Here is a 20,668-nt window from a genome sequence, read left to right on the forward strand (position 1 = left end):
CTTCGGATTTTGTATTATCGGCCACTATTACTGTCATCGAACATGATTAATGAGAGATAGCTGTGAGAGCAACAACCGGGGAGCCTTTACAGGGCGCAGCACCGCCGCCACTCTCTTGGGTATGGCTGACGATTCGATGATTGATGATAACCAGGAAACCGAAGCTCTGGCGGTTTGGCAAACGCTTAGCCGCTTGCGCAGCGCGCGACCGCTCGTGCACTGCGTGACGAATGCGGTCGCAATGGACCTGACGGCGAATTTACTGCTCGCGGCCGGCGCCTCCCCGGTTATGGCGCACGCCAAGGAAGAAGTGGAAGAAGTTGCCAGCGCCGCCGCTGCCCTGTGCATTAATATTGGCACGCTGGACGGGCCGAGTGCCGAAGCCATGTATCTAGCCGCCAAGGCGGCCGTTGAATCCGGTGTTCCATGGCTATTGGACCCGGTTGGCGTGGGCGCCACATCCTTTCGGCGGGAGATTGCAGAGCGCTTATCTCATCTTCAACCTAGCGTCATTCGCGGCAATGCCTCGGAGATCACCGCCCTCAGCCAGGAAACCGGCGGCGGCCACGGTGTCGATGCAACCATCGAATCCTGGGATGCTTTGGATGCCGCCCAGGATCTTGCACGCAAATGCGGAACCGTCGTCGCCGTCACCGGGTCTATCGATTACGTGACCAATGGTCACGATATGACCGCGATCGCCAATGGCAGCGAAATGATGGGGCGCGTCACCGCCGTCGGCTGCGCGCTCTCCGCCCTGACCGCAGCTTGCCTCGCTGTTCAAGAAGATCCCATGCGGGCCACGGTACATGCGCTTGTCATTATGGGAGTAGCAGGTGAGTTTGCCGCCGAACGGGCGGTGGCTCCAGGCAGTTTCCGAAGCGCGTTGGTGGACGCCATCTACCTGCTCGACGAAGCAACACTGGTCAAGGCAGTGCGCATCGGATGAAGCTATTCGACCCCCGTCTTTATCTTGTCATCGGGCTTGCGGATTGTGGTGGCCGTCCGCTTGGAACGGTTCTTTCAGCCGCGGTCGAAGGCGGTGTAACCCTGGTTCAGCTCCGCGAAAAGGGGCTTGATGAAGAGGCGTTCATCCAGCGGGCGCGTGAAGTTAAGGCGCTATTGCGGCCGCGTGGCGTTCCCTTGATCATCAACGATTCGTTAAAAGTCGCCTTGGCCGTCGACGCCGACGGCTTGCATGTCGGACAGTCGGACCTTTCACCCGCCCAAGTGCGCGCTCATATGGGACCGGAGGCCATATTAGGAGTCTCTATTGGAAACCTGGAAGAACTTGCACGGACTGACCTGACCGGTGTCGATTATGTCGGTTGCGGGCCGGTTTACGGAACGACGACAAAGGACGATGCCGGATCTGCAATCGGATCAATGGGCTTGGCAAGCGTCGCTGGCAAGGTGTCGCTGCCGGTCGTTGGGATTGGCGGCATTACGGCTGATCGCCTGGCACAGCTACACGGTTGCGGGGCAAGTGGCGTTGCTGTCGTGTCGGCCATCGCCGGCGCCCATGACCCCAAACAGGCGGCGCAAGACCTACGCAAGGCCATCGCGCTCAGCCTCTAGCGCTCAAAGGTAGGAAGCTTCCAGGTCCACGGTATCGCGCTTACCCAGGGCTTCGAAATTTTCCGCCAACCAATCATCGGTCCGTGCCCTACCAAGTTCGAATAGACGGTGCAGGAAACCCCAGTCTGCGTTCAGCTTAGAGGAGGTCCCCAATTCACGCATGAAGTCCTCGGCGTCGATGACATGCATCAGCATCCGCTTGAGTTTGCCGCCATCATCGAAACCCTTGTCCACCAGTTCGCTGACGAACTGAACGGCGCGCATCTCGCGCATCAACCCCGCATTGAAAGTAATTGTGTTCAAACGGTCGATGATCGCCTGGGCCGTGGTCGGCGTCTCCTCGATGTTTATTGGATTGATCTGCACCAATAAAACGTCACGGCAGTCGCTGCCATAGATTAGCGGATAGATAGCCGGGTTACCCATGTACCCGCCATCCCAATAGGCCTCGCCATCGATTTCAACGGCACGGTGTATATAGGGTAGGCAGGCAGAAGCCAGGATCGCATCCACCGACATCTCCGCCAGGTCGAAGATCTTAATCCGTCCACGGCGCACATTGGTGGCGCTCACGAAGAGCTTGACCGCCGCGCAATCCTTCAACACGTCGAAGTCGATTTCCGACGAAAGGACGGCACGCAAGGGATTGATATCCAAGCTATTGAATTCATAAGGAGAAAAAAGGCGGCTCATGTACTCAAGAGCCCGGTAACCGGGCGAATAGTCCATCCGTCCCAACCCCATCATGCGATCGAGCATCGTCGGCTGCAGCGGTGACAGGGCAGAAAGAACGGAGGCCTGCCGCCAAACACTGGACAATACCTCCCGGGCTTTCTCGCGGCCGCCCACTGCAAGACCATAAGCCATGGCGGCGCCGTTGACGGCGCCAGCGCTGGTCCCGGTAACGGCATCGATGGCAATTCGGTCATCTTCCAGCAGGCGGTCCAACACGCCCCAGGTAAAGGCGCCATGGGCGCCGCCGCCCTGGAGCGCCAGGTTGACGGTCTTGACCTGCGGACCCTGGGGCCAGACGTCTTGGCGGCCCAGTGAGCAGGCAGCAGCAGTATTACCAGTCATCCTGATTCCTTTGTGTTGGTCGTCGGCTCGGCATTTTCCTAAGATAAGCGCCAAGAGCAAGCCTTTTGCTGCGTTGCAGCAGTAATCGTTTTAATAAGGGAATATCCTTGGAACATGGCACACGACAGCGAGAACGGCATTTTAGTTCGGCGAAATCTCCATAGCGCCACTATCTATTTTAAGAATCCCGGGCGGATGAATGCCCTGTCGCTTGAAATGTGGCGGCAGTTGGGAAGCCAGCTTGGCGCCTTGTCCGCCGACCCGGATCTTCGATGCATCGTACTACGGGGGACAGGCGGCAAGGCCTTCGCATCCGGCGCGGACATCTCGGAGTTTCCAAATGTTCGGGCCAACGCCGACCAGGCCAAGTCCTACGCAGAGAACATGAAGCCCGCGCTGGATCATCTCCACCATTGTCCCCTACCGACGCTGTCGGTGATCGAAGGTGTTTGCGTTGGCGGCGGCCTGGAGCTTGCTGCGCTTTGCGATTTGAGAATCTGTAATGAGAGCGCCCGTTTCGGCATCCCCATCAATCGCATTGGCCATGTTCTTCCCTACCCCGCGACAGCCGCCTTGGTCGAGTTGATCGGCCGTTCGAACACTTTGGAGATTCTTTTGGAGGGACGTGTGTTCGGGGCCGAGGAGGCCAAAGCCATGGGACTCGTGAACCGAGTCGTGCCGGACGACGCTATCGAGGATGAGGCGTCAAAAATGATCGATCGTATTGCCGCGGGCGCACCCATTGCCGCCCGACTCCACAAAAAGATGGCGGCACGTGTGCTTTCCCCAACGCCCATCACGCAAGCCGATATCGATGAAGCTTTTTCGGCCTGTGACAGCGACGATTACCGGGAAGGCGTCGCCGCCTTCATCGAAAAACGGCGGCCGGTCTTTAACGGAAAATAGGCACGAAAAAGCCGCCGGACCCGTGGGGTTTCGGCGGCTGGTTCGTCTGCGGCCACGGCTCCCCAAACGGAAGCGAGGCCGCGCCAAATCACTTCATCTTTGATTCCTTGAAGACGACATGCTTGCGCGCACGCGGATCGTACTTGCGCATCTCGAACTTCTCGGTCGAGTTCCGGGGGTTCTTCTTCTTGACGTAGAAGTACCCAGTATCGGCGGTGCTGACCATCTTGATCAGCTGAATATTCGACTTCGCCATAATTAACGTCCTTCGCCTGAAAGCGGTGTCCTGATATCCCGAAGGCCCGGAAGATAACGTTTGGCGCGGCAAAGTCAACGCCCGAGCGTCGTATCAGCCGAGTTCTTCTTTACGGGTGATCTCATAGTATGCGGTATCAGGGTCGTGCCAAACGGCCAGCGCCTGTTTCATGACCACTTCGGTGACCCGCGGTAAGGGAAGGTGCCGTAACGCCGTCAAGGAATGCCAACGCAAATCTTCGAGTTCGCCATCACCCGCAAGTTCGCCGGAAAAGTGCGCCCCATCGCCCAGGAAAAATCGTGTGTCGTACCGACGCGGATTTCCGGGCGGCGTGATCGCCCGTGCAATGAGCCGCAGCGATCTCGCCTTGGCCCTTTGCATGACCAACCCGGTCTCCTCGGACAACTCGCGCAGGGCCGCACGTGCCAATGCGGGTAGAATTGCACTCGTGGCGGCGTCCACTTCGGCAGGCGCTTGGACAACGGACGCTAGACTGTCGTCCAAGTGGTCCTCGTCCTCCAGACGCCCTCCGGGAAAGACATAGACCCCGGGCATGAAGACCATCCGACGATGCCGCCTGCCAAGAAGCACCTCCGGCCCTTCGATAGTCGCGCGCAGCAGGATCAACCCGGCTGCGTGTTGCGGGATGGATGGGGTAGGCGCCATTTCGGTAATCACTGTGTCTGAGTATGAGCCGAGAGGGTCCGAGATTCCTCAAACCTTGCCAGCGTGTTCACATTGCGGCCCAACGCACGGGTATAGAGGTCGGGATTGCGTAACAGTTCTTGGGCCAGTTCGACATCCCGGTCCAGTTCGGCTTCAGATTTTGGGCAACGGCTTTGCAAGCGTTCCGCTTCGGCTTCGGTAACCGGCGGTTGGTCAATCACCTCGGCGATCGAAGGAATGACCCTGGGCAAGGTAACCGCTTGGCTTTTGCGTAGCTCATCAAGCGACACTTCCGGCAAACTGGTACAGACGTCCGGCTGGACGCCACGTAGGTGCAGGGCGTATCCAGAGGGTGCATGGAACCGCGCCCAAGTCAGGGTGATTTCCCCACCGTTTGGCAGGCGCAAGACGGTCTGCACAGACCCCTTTCCGTAAGAGCTGCTGCCAACGACAACGGCACGGCCACTGTCCTGCAGAGCAGCGGCAACGATCTCCGAGGCCGAAGCCGAGCCGCCATTAATCAAAACAACAATCGGCAAGCCTTCCGCCACGTCGTCTTCATAACCCTGGAAGAGTTGGTGGCTGTCGGGATGCCGGCCGTGTGTCGAGACAATGCGTCCCTCGCCAACGAACAGGTCGCTAACGTTGACTGCCTGATCCAACAGACCTCCGGGATTTCCGCGCAGATCGAGGACCAACCCCCGAACCGATCCCTCAGCCCGCGCCAAGGTATCCTCCACTTTGGTCTCCAGGCTACGGGTCGTGCTCTGATTGAAGCCGGTCACACGCACAATCGCGATACCGTCCTCGGTATGGGCTGTAACGGTCTGCGGCACGACATGGGCACGGATTACCTTTATTGGAAACGGCCGGAAACCCTTGCGGTCGATAGTGATAACCACTTCGCTGCCAATTGGCCCGCGCAGGCGCTCGACGACCTCTTGCTGATCCAGAGTGCTGGCCGGCACGCTGCCGATATGCGTAATGATATCGTTATCCAGCAACCCCGCGCGCTCTGCGGGTGTTTGTTCCATGACCTGCAAGATCTCAACGCCCGTTTCGATCATGCGGATACGAACTCCAATACCGCCGAAACCGTCGCGCGAGGCTTGATTGTCGCGGGCCTCATCGCGACTGGAATAACGCGAGAAACGATCGAGTTGTCCGGCCATGCCATCGAACACCGCTTCGTAAAGCTGCTCTGCTGTCGCTTCTTGAAGTTTGGGCGAACGCCTGCGCCCATCGGCCAGCGCCAAAGCCGTCAAAGCCGCCCAACCGTCGACATCATCCTGGGGTGGTCTATCGAAAAGAGCGGCATCACTGCTGCCCAATAGCAATGCGACCTGGTGTTCGCGCAGTTCCACGCGCACAGCTGCATCAATCTTTTCGAGATTCTCAAGGCCCGCCATCGTCAGGCCCTGGGCGTCCTTGGGTTCGATATAAATGTCGTGAATGTCTTGGAGACCCGTTCGAAACAACTGTGTGGCGGAGCCTTCTTCATAGGTGTCATAGGCGCTGGGCACCGCACCGGCGCAGGCCATGAGGAAGATTGCCGCAGGCATCAACAGGAAAGACCGGAGCCCCGATTTACGCGGCGTGGCCGTTACCTGCCTCACGATCCCTGCACCTATCATTCGATTCTGACCCCTTCCGGACAGGATGATCCGGTCCTTACTGGAGATCGTCAACTTTAGTGGCTCCAGCCAAGGGCTTCCAGCCCAATTCTACTATTACAACTTGAAACGCGACCTTCAAGTTCGCCTTTTGCCCGTCATTTTGGCATCGCGGCTCTTTTTCCTTGTCCCACTGCGTTTCTTTTCAGATGCAGAGCGCCCACCTTTAGAGGAAGGGCGCGTGGGGCGCTGCTGGCGTACGTTTCGGTCCGGCAGTGGGCGAAAATCCGATTCCTTTGGCTCCTCGCCCTCGATCATCTGCATGACGATCCCGCCGGTAATAGGATTGACCTCGACCAGCCTGACGGACACTGTTTCGCCGAGCCGGAACTCCCTGCCCCAGCGCCGGCCGATCAACGCATGCGCCGTCTCGACATGGTCATAATAGTCCTGCGGTAGACTGGAAATCGGAACCAGTCCGTCCGCACCACTGTCCCGCAGTGTCACGAACAGTCCAAACCGCGTCACGCCATTGATACGACCCTCGAAGATTTCGCCAACCCGCTCCGACAGGAAGGCCGCCGTAAACCTATCGATCGCTTCGCGCTCTGCTGCTGCGGCGCGGCGTTCAGTACGGGAAATATGATCGGCGATGTCATCGAAGCGCGCCTCTTGATCCTGATCCAATCCATCCTCCCCAAGCTTCAATCCGCGTATCAGGGCGCGGTGAACCAATAGATCGGAATAGCGTCGGATCGGCGAGGTGAAATGGGCGTAGCGGGTCAGTGAGAGCCCAAAGTGGCCCAAATTCGTCGCCCCGTAGTAAGCTTGGCTTTGGCAACGCAGTACCAACTCGTTGACCATCTGGTCATAGGCCGTTCCTTGAACGTCACCGAGCAGGCGGTTGAAAGTGCCCGGGCGTATCACCTGCCCCTTGGCAAGGCGCAAGCCAATACTGTCGAGAAACTCCCGCAAGGCCTCTACCTTGGCGGGATCGGGCCCTTCGTGAACCCGATACATACAAGGTTGCCGCTTCTCTTCGAGCGTAATCGCGGCGGCAACATTGGCCGAAATCATGAACTCTTCGATCAAACGATGACTGTCCAATCGAGCGCGCGGCTCAATGGCTTTAACCTTGCCGGCCTCGTCCAGCAGGACGCGGCGCTCTGGAAGGTCGAGATCAAGGGTTCCTCTGCTTTCACGTTCAGCCAGCAAAGAGGAAAAGGCGCCGTATAGCGGCTTTATGACCGGCTCCAGCAAAGGGGCCGTGACCTCGTCAGGCGCACCATCAACCGCCGCTTGCACCTGCTCATAGGTTAGGCGTGCGGCCGAACGCATGATGCCCCGCAAGAAGCGATGGCGAAGTCGCCTGCCGTCCTTGTCGAGCCACATCTCGCAGACCAAGCAGCCCCGTTCCTCATCCGGGCGCAACGAACACCAGCCATTGGAGAGCGCCTCCGGCAGCATCGGCACCACACGGTCGGGAAAATAAACCGAGTTCCCCCGCTCCTCAGCAGTACGGTCCAACGCCTTTCCGGCACGGACGTAGTGGGCGACGTCGGCGATAGCGACGAGGATATGCCAGCCGCCGGGGTTTTTCGGGTCCGCGTCAGCTTCCGCCCAGACTGCGTCGTCGAAATCACGTGCATCGGCACCGTCGATGGTAACCAGGGGTACAGATCGCAAATCCGTGCGGCCTTTCACGGTCACAGGCCCAGCGGCTTCGGCATCTGCGATGGCCTCATCGGGAAACGCGACGGGAATCTCGTGCTCGTGAATCGAGATCAGGCTGACCGCCTGCGGTCCGGTCACATCGCCCAGCCGTTCGATCACGCGCACTTCCTGCGCGCCCATCGGCCGGCGCCTTGGCTTGATTTCAGCCAAGACAAGCTCACCCGCCACTGCACCAGCCGCATCTTCCGGCTTCAACCGGTAATCGCCTTTGGCGCGTTTGCTGGTTGGATTGAGCTTTCCTTCGCGACCGGTGGGGTCGTAGATGCCCAGTATCTGATCCTGCTTGCCGGTCCCAACGACCCGCATGATTCGGGCTTCGTAGGTATTCGGCTCAACAAGCTTGAGGCGGGCGAGCGCCCGATCCCCTCGACCCAGCGCAGCACGGCTGCGCTTTTCCGGCACCACATAAATTTTCGGCACCGGGCCGTCACCACGCCAGCGGTGCGGCTCAGCCAACAGCTCTCCATCGCTGTCGGTTCCGATAATCTCAATGACGGTAATCTCCGGAAGCCCTTCCGGACGGGTGAGGCGTCGCCCGTCGCCCTTTTCAACGACGCCGTCGGCCTCCAACTCGCGCAGCAATGCCTTGAGACGGGGCCGATCCTCGCCCTTGATATGGAAAGCGCGTGCGATCTCCCGCTTCCCAATGGGTCGCGGGCTCTCAACGATGTAGCGCCGCAACTCGTCCTTCGTCGGAAAAGGGGGCTGCACTTTCTGTTTTTTCGTCAAAAGATCGTCTTTCCAACCGCCGGCACTTGAACAAACGCACATTCCGGGCGCAACTCCGGCCGGGCGCAACTCCGGCCGGGCGCAACTCCGGTTTCCCTCACACCCTAGCCGACCGACCAAGTCCCGTACAATCAGCCCTTTTTGGGCCTGGCTTTTGTGGATTTTGCTTTGGTGGTCTTGGCCTTAGCGGCCTTGGACTTCGCGGGAGCGCTTTTCGACGGCTTTTTCGCGGCTTGCTTCGCTACGAGTTCAATTGCGCGGTCGAGTGTTACGGTATCCTTGTCTTCACCACGCGGCAAAGTGGCGTTCACCTTGCCGTGCTTGACATAAGGCCCGTAACGCCCGCTATGCAAGGTTACTTCGCCGCCATCAGGGTGCGTGCCCAAAGTCTTCAAGGGACCGGCAGCCGATTTTCCCTTCTGCGGAGCCTCCGCCAGGATCGTAACGGCGCGATTCAAACCCACACTCAGAACATCATCGCCAACCGGCAGCGACACGAAGCGGGGACCGTGCTTGATGTAAGGTCCGAAGCGTCCGAGTCCTGCCGTCACCATCTCCCCATCCTCAGGGTGTTTGCCGATCTCCCTGGGCAGCGACAAAAGCGCCAGCGCTTTTTCGAGATCAAGCGCATTGACGTCCATGCCCTTTGGTAGAGACGAGCGCTTGGGCTTCTCGCCCTTCCCGCCTTCGCCAAGCTGGACGTAGAGCCCAAACGGCCCCTGGCGCAGGCTTACGGGCAACCCACTATTCGGGTCCTCGCCCAATGTGCGCGGCTGACCTGTCACATCGCCGTTGCCATTCTCGGATTCGCTCCCCGGTACGGCCAGGGGGCGGGTGTAACGGCAATCCGGGTACTTTGAACAACCTATGAAGCCGCCGGTCTTGCCGAGCCTGAGCCCCAATCGGCCCTCGTTGCACGACGGGCAGAGGCGCGGATCGCGGTCCGGACTTTCCGCATCAATTGGAAAGAAGTGCGGCCCTAGATCTTCGTCCAAAGCATTGATCACGTCGGAAATTTTTAGATCCTTCGTTCCGCCGATTGCGGTATCGAAAGCCTCCCAAAACTCCCGCAAAACCGCTTTCCAGTCGATCCGTCCGCCAGAAATATCATCAAGCTGGTTTTCAAGGTTCGCGGTAAAGTCGTACTCGACATAGCGTTTGAAGAAGCTACTTAAAAAGGCGGTTACCAAGCGACCCCGGTCTTCCGGCAGGAAACGTCGTTTCTCCAGGCGGACATAGTTGCGGTCCTGAAGCACCTGCAGGATCGAAGTGTAGGTGGAAGGACGACCGATCCCCAACTCCTCAAGCTTCTTGATCAAACTGGCTTCCGAATAGCGTGGCGGCGGCTGTGTGAAATGCTGCTCGGCCTCGGCTTCGACCATTTGGCAGGTTTCGCCTTGCGCCAATGCGGGCAAGCGCGCCGATCCCTCGTCATCCTGCGCGTCGTCCCGGCCCTCTTCGTACAGCTTCAAGAATCCATCGAACTGAACCACGGTGCCGTTGGCGCGCAAAAGTGCGCGCCCACCGGGTACAGCCAGATCGACAGCCGTCTGATTCAATCGGGCGCTCTCCATCTGGCTCGCTAGGGTGCGCTTCCAGATTAGGTCATACAGGCGTAATTCATCGCGATCCAGGTAGCGGGACAGGAACTTGGAATTACGGCGCAGATCGGTCGGACGGATCGCTTCGTGCGCTTCCTGGGCGTTCTTCGCTTTTGTCTTGTAGACCCTGGGGCTGGAAGGCAGGTAAGCATCGCCAAAATCCGCAGCGACCACCGAGCGCGCTGCGGCGATAGCGTCTCCGGAAAGCTGCACACCGTCGGTTCTCATGTAGGTAATCAAACCCACGGTCTCACCGTCCAGCGTTATGCCTTCGTAGAGCTTCTGAGCAATGCGCATGGTATTGGATGCGCTAAGACCCAGTTTACGGGACGCTTCCTGCTGAAGCGTCGATGTCGTGAAGGGCGGCTGTGGGTGGCGGCGCACCTGCTTTTGCTCGAGGGTGGTGACCTCGACCGTAGGTGCGGCACGCAGAACCGCCAGCGCGGCGTCTGCTGCAACCTTGTTGGCAATGTCCAGGCGATCGAGCTTTTGTCCGTCGAGGTGAGTCAAGCGCGCCTTGAAGGTTTCGCCCTCGGCGCTCTTCAACGATGCAGCTAGGCTCCAGTATTCCTGGGCCCGGAAAACCTCAATCTCCGCTTCTCGCTCAGAGATGAGCCGCAGAGCGACGGATTGCACCCGGCCTGCCGATCGACTGCCGGGCAACTTGCGCCACAGGACCGGCGAAAGCGTGAAGCCAACCAGGTAATCCAGAGCGCGCCGGGCAAGATAGGCATCGACGAGGTGGTGATCGAGATCACGAGGATTCTCAAAGGCAGCCTGCACTGCTTTCTTCGTGATCTCGTTGAACACGACGCGCTGAATCTTCACGTCCTTGAGCACCCGTCGACGTTTTAACTCCTCGGCGATGTGCCAGGAAATAGCCTCCCCTTCCCTGTCCGGGTCGGTTGCCAGATACAACGTATCGGCGCCACGAACACGGGCCGCAATGTCTTTGAGACGCTTCTCGCCACGCCCATCGACCTGCCAAACCATCGAAAAATCCTGGGCGGGATCGACCGATCCATCCTTGGCCGGAAGATCGCGCACATGCCCATAGCTGGCCACAACATCGAAATCGCTACCGAGATAACGGTTGATGGTTTTGGCTTTGGCCGGCGATTCGACAACAACGACGTGTTTAGAAGCAGTCATTAAATTTCTTACGTCCTGGGATCCCCGAATTTCGACAGCGACAAAATAGCCGCCATTCGGTGTTATCCGGCGCTAGGCAATCAGGCTGATGCGATTGCCGGGATGTCGTTCCAGACGTCCCGCCAATTCCAGCTCCAGTAGCACCGTGGCAACAACCGACGGAGAGAATTGGCATTCGCGGAGCAGTTCGTCAACCGCCACCGGAGTAGGTGAAAGCAGGAGAAGGAGCTCGGAGCGGGCATTTTTGAGCAAAGGCTCGTCGGGTTCTGACGGTATACCCGGCTGGAAATCGCCGCCGGTCGGCTCGGCCAAGGGTACGTCGGAAATCTTCGAAAGCACCACCAGAATATCCTCGGCGTTCTCGGTGACAACGGCTCCTTGCTTCAGTAGAGCGTTAGCCCCTCTGGCCCTCGGATCCAGCGGAGACCCTGGCACTGCGAAAACTTCGCGCCCTTGCTCAAGAGCAAAACGGGCGGTAATCAGTGAACCCGAACGGGGCGCCGCCTCGACGATTATAACGCCAAGAGAAAGTCCGGAAACTATACGGTTTCGACGCGGAAAGTGCCGCGCCTGAGGTTCGGTGCCTAAAGGCTGCTCGGCCAGGACAACGCCGCTCTGACAAATATTTTCATAAAGTGGTCTGTTCTCTTCCGGGTAGACGATATCGACCCCGCCAGCAACGACGGCAGCGGTCCCAATGGGCAAAGCCGCTTCATGGGCCGCGGTATCTATTCCACGCGCCATTCCCGAAACAACCAGGTAGCCGGCTTCCGCCAAGCCCGCGCTCACGTCGCGGGCAAGCCTGCGGCCATTGATGGAGGCGTTGCGGGCGCCGACGACAGCAACCGCTGGACGGGCAAGCAAATGTTGATGCCCAAGAAGGGAAAGAACAGGCGGCGCATCATCTATGGCAACCAAGGGTGCCGGGTAGTCCGGCTCGCAACTACACAGTAGGCACCCTCCGAGTTTATCCAGCCTGTCGGCCTCTTTCGCGATCTCACCGCCGGTCGGAACTCGAATCGGCTTGCGACGACCGCCCCTGCGCGCCAGTTCAGGCAAGCGCTCCAACGCACGGTTTGCACTGCCGAATTTCTGCAAGAGTTGCTTAAAGGTGACCGGTCCGACATTCTCGCTGCGAATCAAACGCAACCATTCGAGGCGTTCTTGCTGGCTCAGGCTGCGGCGTCCTGTCATGACCAGAAGCTTTGCCCGGCAAGAAAATACAGTCAACCTTTAAGAGTATTGATAAGGCTTCTTTACTTCTTTGAGCCGATACGCGGCTCTTCACCACGCAACAGCCTTCGAATGTTCTCGTGATGACGCAAAAATGCGAGAACCGCCAGTGCGGCGGCAAACTCCATACGCTGCAAATCACCAGTTACAAACCACATCGCGATAGGGCTGGCTGCCATTCCAAGCAGTGCGGACAGCGAGGAAATCCGGAAAAGCGCTGCGGTGGCCAACCACACGGCTGCGAAAATCAGACCTACTGGCCAGGAAACGACAAACAGCGTTCCCAGGGTCGTGGCAACCCCTTTGCCCCCCTTGAACCGCAGCCAAACGGGAAAGTTGTGCCCCAGAACGGCAAAGAATCCGGCCACCAGCATTGTATCGGGACCCCAACCGGCGGCAATCAAAGCAGCCACACCCCCCTTGCCGCCATCCAGCAGCAGCGTAAGAAAGGCTAAATCCTTTCGGCCCGTCCGCAAGACATTGGTAGCCCCGATGTTTCCTGAACCGATCTTACGCAGATCACCCGCCCCAAACAGCCTTGTAAGCAACACACCGAAGGGAATGGAACCCAGCAGATAACCGCCCAGGGCCGCGGAAAAGAGGTACGGCCAGGCGAACTCCCATGAAATTGGATCGGGCATCTATTCGGCCTGAAAAATGACCCGGCCATCGACGATGGTGCGCAGCACGCGCCCCTGGACCGGGTGGTTGTCGAAGGGTGTGTTCTTTGACTTGCTGCGGAAGCGGCTCGAGTCGATCCGCCAGGACTCTTCCAGATCGAAGAGCAACAAATCAGCCGGCAACCCCGCTTTCAGACGCCCCACCGGCAAACGCAGTATGTCGGCCGGACGATGAGTCAACTGCGCCAGGACACCCAACAGCGTGGCATCGCCGCGATGGACCGGTGCCAACGACAAAGCCAACAAGGTCTCCAGCCCCACAATCCCCGCCTCCGCGGCGGCAAAGGGCAGCCGTTTGGAATCCTGATCCTGTGGACAATGGTCGCTGGCGATAGCGTCGATCGTGCCGTCGGCTACGGCCTCGGCGATGGCGGCCCGATCACTCTCGGCGCGCAAGGGTGGAGAGACCTTCGCAAAGGTTCTGTAGTCACCCACCCCATGCTCGTTGAGTGTGAAGTAATGCGGGGCCGTATCACAGGTCACCGGCAGACCGCGCGCTTTGGCCCGACGGATAACCGCAACGGATTCCGCAGTCGAAACATGCGCCACGTGATAGCGGCTACCGGTCATCTCAACCAGACGCAGATCACGCTCGATCATCATGACTTCGGCCAGTGGATGCTGCCCGGAAAGGCCCAAACGCGTCGCCAGTTCTCCGCTGTTCATTTGACCGCTGGCTGACAGTGACGGCTCGGCCGGGTGCTGGATGATCAACTGATCAAACGCTTTCGCATAGGCCAAGGCGCGCCGCATCACCTGGGCATCGGCCACGGCCTTCGTGCCATCGGTAAAACCCCTGGCGCCATACTCGTCCAAAAGACCGATCTCGGTGATCTCTCGGCCCTCCAGGCGGCGCGTCAGCGCCGCATAAGTAAAGACCTTGACCAGCTTTTCCTCGCGGGCGCGCCGTGCAACGAACTCAATCCCCGATACATCGTCCATTACTGGCTCGGTGTTCGGTAGCACGACCAACGACGTCACGCCACCCGCCGCCGCCGCCAAACCGGCCGTATGGATTGTTTCCTTGTGTTCCTCTCCCGGTTCGCCCAACTGCACACGCATGTCGACCAAACCCGGCGCCAAGCAATGTCCCTTGCAGTCGAAAACCTCAATTCCCTCGGGCAGCCCGTCATTGAACAACTGTGGTCCAAAATCCTGAATGACACCCTGATCAATCAAGATCGCACCCGTTTGATCAAGACCGCTGGCGGGGTCGAGCAAGCGCGCATTGATCAAGGCCTTGCGGCCATTATCCCGCGCGCCGGTCATGTTCCAACCCCCGCTTCCGTCTCCGCATCGCGGCGCAGCACGCGGGTCAAAACATCCAGACAGGCCATGCGAACGGCGACACCCATCTCAACCTGATCCCGGATCAATGAGCGGTCGAGATCGTCGGCCAGTTCGCTATCGATCTCCACACCGCGGTTCATGGGTCCCGGGTGCATCACCAGAGCGTCGGGTTTAGCGAGGCTTAGTTTCTCCTGGTCCAGTCCGTAGAAGCGAAAATACTCACGGATCGACGGGACATAGTTGCCCTGCATGCGTTCTGTCTGCAGCCGCAGCATCATGACGATATCCACACCTTGCAGGCCCGCCCGCATGTCCGTGAATGCCTCGACCCCCAGACGTTCAACCGAGGACGGCATCAGTGTCGGCGGCGCGATAAGGCGCACGTGGGCTCCCATCACGGTCAGGAGATGTATGTTCGAGCGCGCCACCCTGCTGTGCAGAATGTCGCCGCAAATCGCGACTGTGAGACCTTCCAAGCGCCCTACCCGGCGACGGATCGTCAGAGCGTCAAGCAAGGCCTGGGTTGGATGCTCATGGGAGCCATCACCGCCGTTGATGACCGCGCAGTTCACTTTCTCCGAGAGCAGTTGAACCGCCCCCGAATCGGGATGGCGCACCACCAGCACATCAGGGCGCATGGCATTGAGCGTCATGGCCGTGTCGATCAGCGTTTCCCCCTTCTTGATCGAAGAGGTTGAGACCGACATGTTGATGACATCCGCGCCCAAGCGTTTTGCCGCCAGTTCGAAGGACGTTCGGGTTCTGGTGGAAGATTCAAAAAAAAGATTGATTACGGTACGGCCGGATAGCAAGTCGAGCTTCTTGCCCGGCAGGCGATTCTGCACGACGTAACGGTCCGCCAGATCCAAAAGAAACGAGATTTCATCCGAGGTCCGCTCGGCAATACCGAGGAGGTGACGCTGCGGATAGCGCGAGAAATCGAGAGAGTTGGCTTCTTCGCTCATACTGAGGGGTGGTTATCTCACCCCCGGGCGAGTCGTGCAAGCGACTCAAGCAACAATTTCGCCCGGTTCGTGTGTGCACCGCTTGCAATGGATTACACAGAGCCGCGTTAACGGCGGCGCGATTGGGTTCTCCAAAACACGCCGCCGCACAAAACCTTAACCTCGGCTACTCGGCGGGCATTTCCATCCCTTCGCCCTTGTACATGAAGCCCATGTGCTGGCGCGCCTGCTGCAGACCACCCTCCTGCCAGCTGACTGACCCATCGCCGTTGGCATCCTTGCCGTCAACAGCTTGAACCAGAAGCGCCTGCACGGCCTCCGCTGCGGCCTTCGCATCCGCAGCGCTGCTAGCTGCAAGACCCTTCTCCACTTCAGCCTCGGCGGCCTTGGCTGCCGCAACGGCGTTATTCAGAGCCGTGGTTACATGTTCCGAATGGACCTTCACGTTATCGGAAGCATCTCCGCTTCCCCCGGCAAAGCCCGTATGTTTACTGGCGCCCTCAGCCGCATTGATGAGGCCATAGCCCAGTCCTGGACCGGACTTCTCCATCGCCGGATCCAAGGCATGGAGGACATGGCGCAGATGCACTTGCAATGACGCCAGATCGTCCGGTGTTTTCAATGCAAGGCCGACATGCTTTTGCGCCACGTCCGCCTCGCCAAAGGCAGTTGGCAATAGTCCTTTACCCTCAGGTGTATCCTTCCAGGCTTCCATAACATGGCCCATGTGCGCATGAGCGGCGCTTCCCGCAGCCGCCACCGGCTTTGCAACGCCAATGGTTAAACCCACGCCCAAGGCCGCCAGAACGGCCAGTAACGATCGCCTCCTGATCATCATTACCTCCCAGTTGCAAAAGCTCCCACAGAATGACTTGGCGGTATGGTGACCCGATTTCCAGCATAAGGCCAATCACACTCTGGATAGCGCCGTTAGATCGCACCCTTTTCCCGCAACGCAGCGATCGCCGTTTCGTCAAGGCCGAGGATATCGGTCAGGACTTTATCCGTATCCGCGCCCACGGACGGTGCGGCATTCCGGTAAGTAACTTCGGTTTCCGAGAACTTGATCGGGTTGCCGATCATCTCAATGCTTCCCTTCGCGGCTGCTTCATAGGGCATCGAAAGGCGCATGCCGCGCTCCAGCACCTGAGGATCGGCGAACACACGGTCCAGTGTGTTGACCGGACCGCAAGGCACGCCGAGTGCCGCCAGACCCTGGACCCAGTGATCCAGGGGCTTGGTGACGGTAATCTCGAAAAGGCGGTCGTAGAGGCTCCGGCGATTGAGCACACGATCGCTATTGGTGAGATAGCGAGGATCATCAGGCAGTTCAGGGCAGCCCGCGTACTCGCAGAATTTGCGGAACTGGCCGTCATTTCCGACCGCCAGGATAAAGTGCCCGTCACTGCTGGGCATAACCCGGTAGGGTACGATGTTGGGATGTTCGCTACCTTGCCGCACCGGCTCCCTGCCCGAGGTCAGATAGTTCAGACCTTCATAGGTCAGCCAGGCAACTTGCGTGTCCAGAAGCGCCAGATCGATGTATTGCCCCCGACCCGTGCGGGTACGGTGAAAGAGCGCCGCCAGAACCGCGCTGACAGCATACATGCCGCACATGATATCGGCGATGCCGATCCCAACCTTCATGGGATCGCCGTCGGGTTCGCCCGTCAGGCTCATGATCCCGCCCATACCCTGCGCCAGATAATCATATCCCGCTCTGGGCGCATAGGGGCCGGTCTGCCCAAATCCCGTGATGGAGCAGTAGATCAATCCCTCGTTCAGCGCGCGCAGCGACGGATAATCGAGCCCGTACTTAGCCAGTCCTCCGACCTTGAAGTTCTCGACCAGAATATCGCAATGCGAAGCCAGGTCGCGGAGCAGCTGCTGCCCTTCGGCGGTGCTGATGTCGACCGTCACAGAGCGCTTGTTGCGATTGGCCGAATGAAAGTAAGCGGCAGTCTTCACACCGTCCTTGGTTTCCACGAAGGGCGGCCCCCACCGTCTTGTATCGTCGCCTTCACCCGGGCGTTCGATCTTGATTACCTCGCCGCCCAGATCGCCCAGCAGCTGGGTTGCCGTGGGCCCCGCAAGAATACGGGTCAAGTCGAGGATTTTTAGCCCGTCGAGGGGTGCCGTCATCGTTGTCTCTCCGTCGCTTTCCGATCTGCCTTCAAGATATCGCCCCTATGGAGGTCTACGGTCCGATTTTCTATTCCTTCACAGTAAAACCGCCAGGACCAGGGGTATGGTAGCTATCGAAAGGGCGGTCTGCGCCGTGATACTCGTCGCCATAAAGTTATGATCGCCGCCCAAATGCCGGGTCATGATATAGGAGGAGATCGCCGTCGGCTGTGCGTTGAATAGGACCGCCACCGCCAAGGCCGTCCCTTCGACGCCCAGAAACCAGCACCCTGCCGCCGTAAACCCCGGTAGCAGCAACAGCTTTAAACCGGACGTCAGCGCAATCTGCGGACCGCTCACCCTCAAGGTGGAGAAGTCCAGCGTCGCGCCGACCGAAAGCAAACCCAACGCCAAAGCTGCGCGGCCCAGAATGTCCAACATCGGACCAATCACCGGCGGCAACCCAATACCGCTGACATTGAGCAGAAGCCCAAGGACACAGGCAACGATCAGCGGATTACTGGCCAGCGTCTTGATAAAGGACGGCTCAATCCCTGTATCGCGCTCACCAAAGCGGACCAAGACGGCGACGGAGATGAGGTTTGCCAGCGGAACGATGGCGATCACACCCACGGCCGCCAGTTCCAGCCCCTCCTCACCATAAAGCCCGAAAGCCAGGGCCAACGCGAGATAGGTATTGTATCGCACCGCTGCCTGAACGAATGCCGCGAAACGAGGACCAGGCAAGGCTAACGCTGTCCGCAGACCAAAGCACAGCAGCACCATCGTTAGAATAGCGCCATCGATTGAGAGGATCAGCGGCAGCACCTTGCCAAGTTCCAGATCGGCCCTGGCCAGGGTTGCCACCAGTAAGCAAGGGAAGAAAACGTAGTAGATCAGCTTTTCCGCCGTTGCCCAAAAATCAGCGCTGAACAGCCCGCTCCGACGCAGGAACAGACCAAAAAAGATCAGCAGGAAAACTGGCAGGGCGGCAAGCATCACGGTCAGCATGGCCGTCATGGTGCACCGGACCGGCAGGAGGTCAAGAGATCAAAACCGCAACGACGCGCCCCAGGCTGGCAAGAGGTCGGGTTAATCCGTTAGGCTGATGGATATCGCCTACTGAATTCACAAGGCCCGAAGTTACGACAAACCGACAGGAAACGCCTGGGTATGACCACCTTTCTGATCAGACGTATGGGCGAGATCCTGGTCGTGCTGCTGATCATGTCCTTCGTCATCTACAGCCTGATCGGCCTGATGCCCGGCGACCCCATCGATCTGATGATCAGCGCCGATCCCAACCTGACCTCAGCGGACGCGGCCCGTCTGCGCAATCTCTATGGCCTCGATCAGCCCCTTGCCAGCCGCTATCTGGCTTGGCTGGGGAATGCGGTCCAGGGCGATTTTGGTTTCTCACGCCTCTTCGCAGCGCCGGCGCTTGAGGTCCTCCTGCCGCGTCTTGGCAACACGGTCCTGCTGATGGGGCTTTCCTTCGTTCTGACACTGGCCATCGCCATTCCCCTCGGCATGCTGGCGGCGGCGCGCCCGCACAGCCTTTTCGATCAGGGAGTCAACCTTTTGGCCTTTGCCGGCATTTCGGTACCACCCTTCTGGCTTGCCATCCTTCTGATGCTGCTCTTTGCGGTGACCCTGGACTGGTTGCCCGCCAGCGGCATGGGCGAGACCGGGGACCCCTGGTGGCAGCGCGCCCGCTATTTGATCCTTCCGACACTGGCACTCACCCTGGCCAGTGTCGGTACATTCCTGCGCTTCACGCGGGCAGCCATGATCGAGGCGCTGCGCCAGGACTATATCCGCACCGCCCGCGCCAAGGGACTATCCGAATGGCAACTGCTGGCGGGGCACGCGTTGCGCAATGCCATGATCCCTGTCGCCACGGTCGTGGCACTCTCCTTTGGCTCTCTCTTCTCAGGAGCGTTGATAACCGAGACTATTTTCGGCTGGCTCGGCATGGGGAAAACGATCTTCGATTCCATCATGGGCAACGATTACAACCTGGCGCTGGTCGGCCTTCTTTTCGCGACCGCCGTGACCTTGTTGGCGAACCTGCTGGCCGATCTCGCCTATGCCTGGCTCGACCCAAGGATCACCTACCGATGAGCGCCCCGCTCCTTGCAGCAGAAGCACGCGGCGCAGCGCAAGGGCTGTCCCAAGGCAACCTCTTGTTGCGGCGCTTCCTGGCGCACCGAATGGCGGTGGTCAGCCTTTTCCTTTTGATCGGTCTGGCGTCGGCTGCCCTTGCCGCACCACTCGTGGAAACCTGGATGGGTATCACCGCGGAGGATGTCGACCTCTTCAACCGCAGCGCCGGGCCTTCCGCCGCCCATCCGCTGGGCACGGATGAACTGGGTCGCGACCTGCTGCTGCGCTTGCTCTATGGCGGCCGGGTATCGCTCGGCGTCGGCGTGGCCGCAGCCCTGGGTGCGATGATCCTGGGAAGCCTCATCGGCCTCCTGGCAGGCTTTTACGGCGGCTGGGTCGACGGCGTTCTGATGCGCTTCACCGACGGCGTGATTGCCTTGCCGATCCTGCCGCTACTGATCGTCCTGGCCGCTCTCGACCCCTCGAAACTAGGGCTGCCCGACGCCTGGTTGAACAGCGAGTCGGCCAGCTTCTACCGCATTGTAATCCTGATCGTGCTGGTAGGCTGGACCACGGTTGCGAGATTGGTGCGCGGCGCCACGCTGTCGCTGCGCACCCGCGAGTTCGTCCTGGCCGCCAGCGCCCTGGGAGCGAGCGGTCCGCGCATCATGCTGCGTCACATTCTGCCGAACAGTTTTTCGCCGATCCTGGTCGCCACCACCCTGTCGGTCGGAAATATCATTCTGCTCGAAAGCGTCCTCAGCTTCCTGGGGCTGGGCATCCAGCCGCCAACTCCCTCGTGGGGCAACATGCTGACCAATGCACAGGACCTGATCTACAGCGCGCCCTGGCTGGCGATCTGGCCCGGACTCCTGATCTTCGTCACCGTGATTGCCTTCAACTTCCTGGGCGACGGTCTCCAGGACGCCCTGGACCCGCGAGCGCTCAAGAAATAGTC

Annotated in this window: 18 protein-coding genes; 5 read left to right on the top strand and 13 right to left on the bottom strand. The window is 59.4% G+C overall.

Annotation, left to right across the window (positions count from 1 at the left end):
- Positions 1-49: 49 nt before the first annotated feature.
- Positions 50-949 (top strand): hydroxyethylthiazole kinase, encoded by a 900-nt coding sequence (thiM, locus tag FHR98_RS04265; RefSeq protein WP_246377439.1) that lies wholly within the window; start codon positions 50-52, stop codon positions 947-949.
- Positions 946-1,578 carry a thiamine phosphate synthase gene (gene thiE / locus FHR98_RS04270; RefSeq protein WP_183415398.1) on the top strand — a complete coding sequence of 211 codons (633 nt, stop codon included), beginning with the start codon at positions 946-948 and terminating at the stop codon, positions 1,576-1,578. Before thiM ends, thiE begins: the two co-directional genes overlap by 4 nt.
- Before the next feature lie 3 nt (positions 1,579-1,581).
- Here thiE and FHR98_RS04275 read toward each other — a convergent pair whose 3' ends face one another.
- Positions 1,582-2,655 (bottom strand): patatin-like phospholipase family protein, encoded by a 1,074-nt coding sequence (locus tag FHR98_RS04275; protein WP_183415399.1) that lies wholly within the window; start codon positions 2,653-2,655, stop codon positions 1,582-1,584.
- A 114-nt stretch (positions 2,656-2,769) separates the two neighbouring features.
- Between FHR98_RS04275 and FHR98_RS04280 the strand changes: the two genes are divergently transcribed.
- Positions 2,770-3,561: an enoyl-CoA hydratase-related protein gene (locus tag FHR98_RS04280; RefSeq protein WP_183415400.1), complete on the top strand. Its 792-nt coding sequence runs from the start codon at positions 2,770-2,772 to the stop codon at positions 3,559-3,561.
- Between the two features lie 88 nt (positions 3,562-3,649).
- Here the strand turns inward: FHR98_RS04280 and rpmG are convergent, their stop codons facing one another.
- From rpmG to FHR98_RS04340, 12 genes are all read right to left on the bottom strand, one after another.
- A complete protein-coding gene (gene rpmG / locus FHR98_RS04285; protein ID WP_183415401.1) occupies positions 3,650-3,817 on the bottom strand; it encodes a 50S ribosomal protein L33 in 168 nt (55 codons plus the stop codon).
- A 93-nt stretch (positions 3,818-3,910) separates the two neighbouring features.
- Positions 3,911-4,483, bottom strand: coding sequence for an NUDIX hydrolase (locus FHR98_RS04290; RefSeq protein WP_183415402.1), 573 nt, complete (start codon positions 4,481-4,483; stop codon positions 3,911-3,913).
- Positions 4,484-4,491: 8 nt separating this feature from the next.
- Positions 4,492-6,171, bottom strand: coding sequence for a S41 family peptidase (locus tag FHR98_RS04295; protein ID WP_183415403.1), 1,680 nt, complete (start codon positions 6,169-6,171; stop codon positions 4,492-4,494).
- A gap of 63 nt (positions 6,172-6,234) precedes the next feature.
- Positions 6,235-8,559: a ribonuclease R gene (gene rnr, locus FHR98_RS04300; protein ID WP_246377442.1), complete on the bottom strand. Its 2,325-nt coding sequence runs from the start codon at positions 8,557-8,559 to the stop codon at positions 6,235-6,237.
- 131 nt (positions 8,560-8,690) lie between these two features.
- Positions 8,691-11,312, bottom strand: coding sequence for a type I DNA topoisomerase (gene topA, locus FHR98_RS04305; RefSeq protein ID WP_183415405.1), 2,622 nt, complete (start codon positions 11,310-11,312; stop codon positions 8,691-8,693).
- Between the two features lie 72 nt (positions 11,313-11,384).
- Entirely contained in the window at positions 11,385-12,506 is a 1,122-nt protein-coding gene (gene dprA, locus FHR98_RS04310; protein ID WP_183415406.1) for a DNA-processing protein DprA, read from the bottom strand.
- A 62-nt stretch (positions 12,507-12,568) separates the two neighbouring features.
- Positions 12,569-13,186 (bottom strand): glycerol-3-phosphate 1-O-acyltransferase PlsY, encoded by a 618-nt coding sequence (gene plsY, locus FHR98_RS04315; RefSeq protein WP_183415407.1) that lies wholly within the window; start codon positions 13,184-13,186, stop codon positions 12,569-12,571.
- Positions 13,187-14,494, bottom strand: coding sequence for a dihydroorotase (gene pyrC / locus FHR98_RS04320; protein ID WP_183415408.1), 1,308 nt, complete (start codon positions 14,492-14,494; stop codon positions 13,187-13,189). It abuts the gene before it with no gap.
- Entirely contained in the window at positions 14,491-15,480 is a 990-nt protein-coding gene (locus FHR98_RS04325) for an aspartate carbamoyltransferase catalytic subunit (protein ID WP_183415409.1), read from the bottom strand. The genes pyrC and FHR98_RS04325 overlap by 4 nt, the downstream gene beginning before the upstream one ends.
- Before the next feature lie 166 nt (positions 15,481-15,646).
- Entirely contained in the window at positions 15,647-16,318 is a 672-nt protein-coding gene (locus FHR98_RS04330) for a hypothetical protein (RefSeq protein WP_183415410.1), read from the bottom strand.
- 92 nt (positions 16,319-16,410) lie between these two features.
- The gene (locus FHR98_RS04335; protein WP_183415411.1) at positions 16,411-17,622 is read right to left on the bottom strand and encodes a CaiB/BaiF CoA transferase family protein; all 1,212 of its coding nucleotides are present in this window, start codon (positions 17,620-17,622) and stop codon (positions 16,411-16,413) included.
- 78 nt (positions 17,623-17,700) lie between these two features.
- Entirely contained in the window at positions 17,701-18,624 is a 924-nt protein-coding gene (locus tag FHR98_RS04340) for an AEC family transporter (protein WP_183415412.1), read from the bottom strand.
- Between the two features lie 153 nt (positions 18,625-18,777).
- Between FHR98_RS04340 and FHR98_RS04345 the strand changes: the two genes are divergently transcribed.
- Positions 18,778-19,728, top strand: a complete 951-nt coding sequence (locus tag FHR98_RS04345; protein ID WP_183415413.1) for an ABC transporter permease — start codon at positions 18,778-18,780, stop codon at positions 19,726-19,728.
- Positions 19,725-20,666, top strand: coding sequence for an ABC transporter permease (locus FHR98_RS04350; RefSeq protein WP_183415414.1), 942 nt, complete (start codon positions 19,725-19,727; stop codon positions 20,664-20,666). Before FHR98_RS04345 ends, FHR98_RS04350 begins: the two co-directional genes overlap by 4 nt.
- The last annotated feature ends 2 nt before the right edge of the window (positions 20,667-20,668 follow it).

Source organism: Limibacillus halophilus, from assembly GCF_014191775.1.
GTDB lineage: Bacteria > Pseudomonadota > Alphaproteobacteria > Kiloniellales > CECT-8803 > Limibacillus > Limibacillus halophilus.

What these genes read in the sequence shown, in the direction of transcription:
- thiM (WP_246377439.1), top strand. Translation starts at nt 50, where the DNA reads ATGAGAGATAGCTGTGAGAGCAACAACCGGGGAGCCTTTACAGGGCGC.
- thiE (WP_183415398.1), top strand. Translation starts at nt 946, where the DNA reads ATGAAGCTATTCGACCCCCGTCTTTATCTTGTCATCGGGCTTGCGGAT.
- FHR98_RS04275 (WP_183415399.1), bottom strand. Translation starts at nt 2,655, where the DNA reads ATGACTGGTAATACTGCTGCTGCCTGCTCACTGGGCCGCCAAGACGTC.
- FHR98_RS04280 (WP_183415400.1), top strand. Translation starts at nt 2,770, where the DNA reads ATGGCACACGACAGCGAGAACGGCATTTTAGTTCGGCGAAATCTCCAT.
- rpmG (WP_183415401.1), bottom strand. Translation starts at nt 3,817, where the DNA reads ATGGCGAAGTCGAATATTCAGCTGATCAAGATGGTCAGCACCGCCGAT.
- FHR98_RS04290 (WP_183415402.1), bottom strand. Translation starts at nt 4,483, where the DNA reads ATGGCGCCTACCCCATCCATCCCGCAACACGCAGCCGGGTTGATCCTG.
- topA (WP_183415405.1), bottom strand. Translation starts at nt 11,312, where the DNA reads ATGACTGCTTCTAAACACGTCGTTGTTGTCGAATCGCCGGCCAAAGCC.
- dprA (WP_183415406.1), bottom strand. Translation starts at nt 12,506, where the DNA reads ATGACAGGACGCCGCAGCCTGAGCCAGCAAGAACGCCTCGAATGGTTG.
- plsY (WP_183415407.1), bottom strand. Translation starts at nt 13,186, where the DNA reads ATGCCCGATCCAATTTCATGGGAGTTCGCCTGGCCGTACCTCTTTTCC.
- pyrC (WP_183415408.1), bottom strand. Translation starts at nt 14,494, where the DNA reads ATGACCGGCGCGCGGGATAATGGCCGCAAGGCCTTGATCAATGCGCGC.
- FHR98_RS04325 (WP_183415409.1), bottom strand. Translation starts at nt 15,480, where the DNA reads ATGAGCGAAGAAGCCAACTCTCTCGATTTCTCGCGCTATCCGCAGCGT.
- FHR98_RS04330 (WP_183415410.1), bottom strand. Translation starts at nt 16,318, where the DNA reads ATGATGATCAGGAGGCGATCGTTACTGGCCGTTCTGGCGGCCTTGGGC.
- FHR98_RS04335 (WP_183415411.1), bottom strand. Translation starts at nt 17,622, where the DNA reads ATGACGGCACCCCTCGACGGGCTAAAAATCCTCGACTTGACCCGTATT.
- FHR98_RS04340 (WP_183415412.1), bottom strand. Translation starts at nt 18,624, where the DNA reads ATGACGGCCATGCTGACCGTGATGCTTGCCGCCCTGCCAGTTTTCCTG.
- FHR98_RS04345 (WP_183415413.1), top strand. Translation starts at nt 18,778, where the DNA reads ATGACCACCTTTCTGATCAGACGTATGGGCGAGATCCTGGTCGTGCTG.
- FHR98_RS04350 (WP_183415414.1), top strand. Translation starts at nt 19,725, where the DNA reads ATGAGCGCCCCGCTCCTTGCAGCAGAAGCACGCGGCGCAGCGCAAGGG.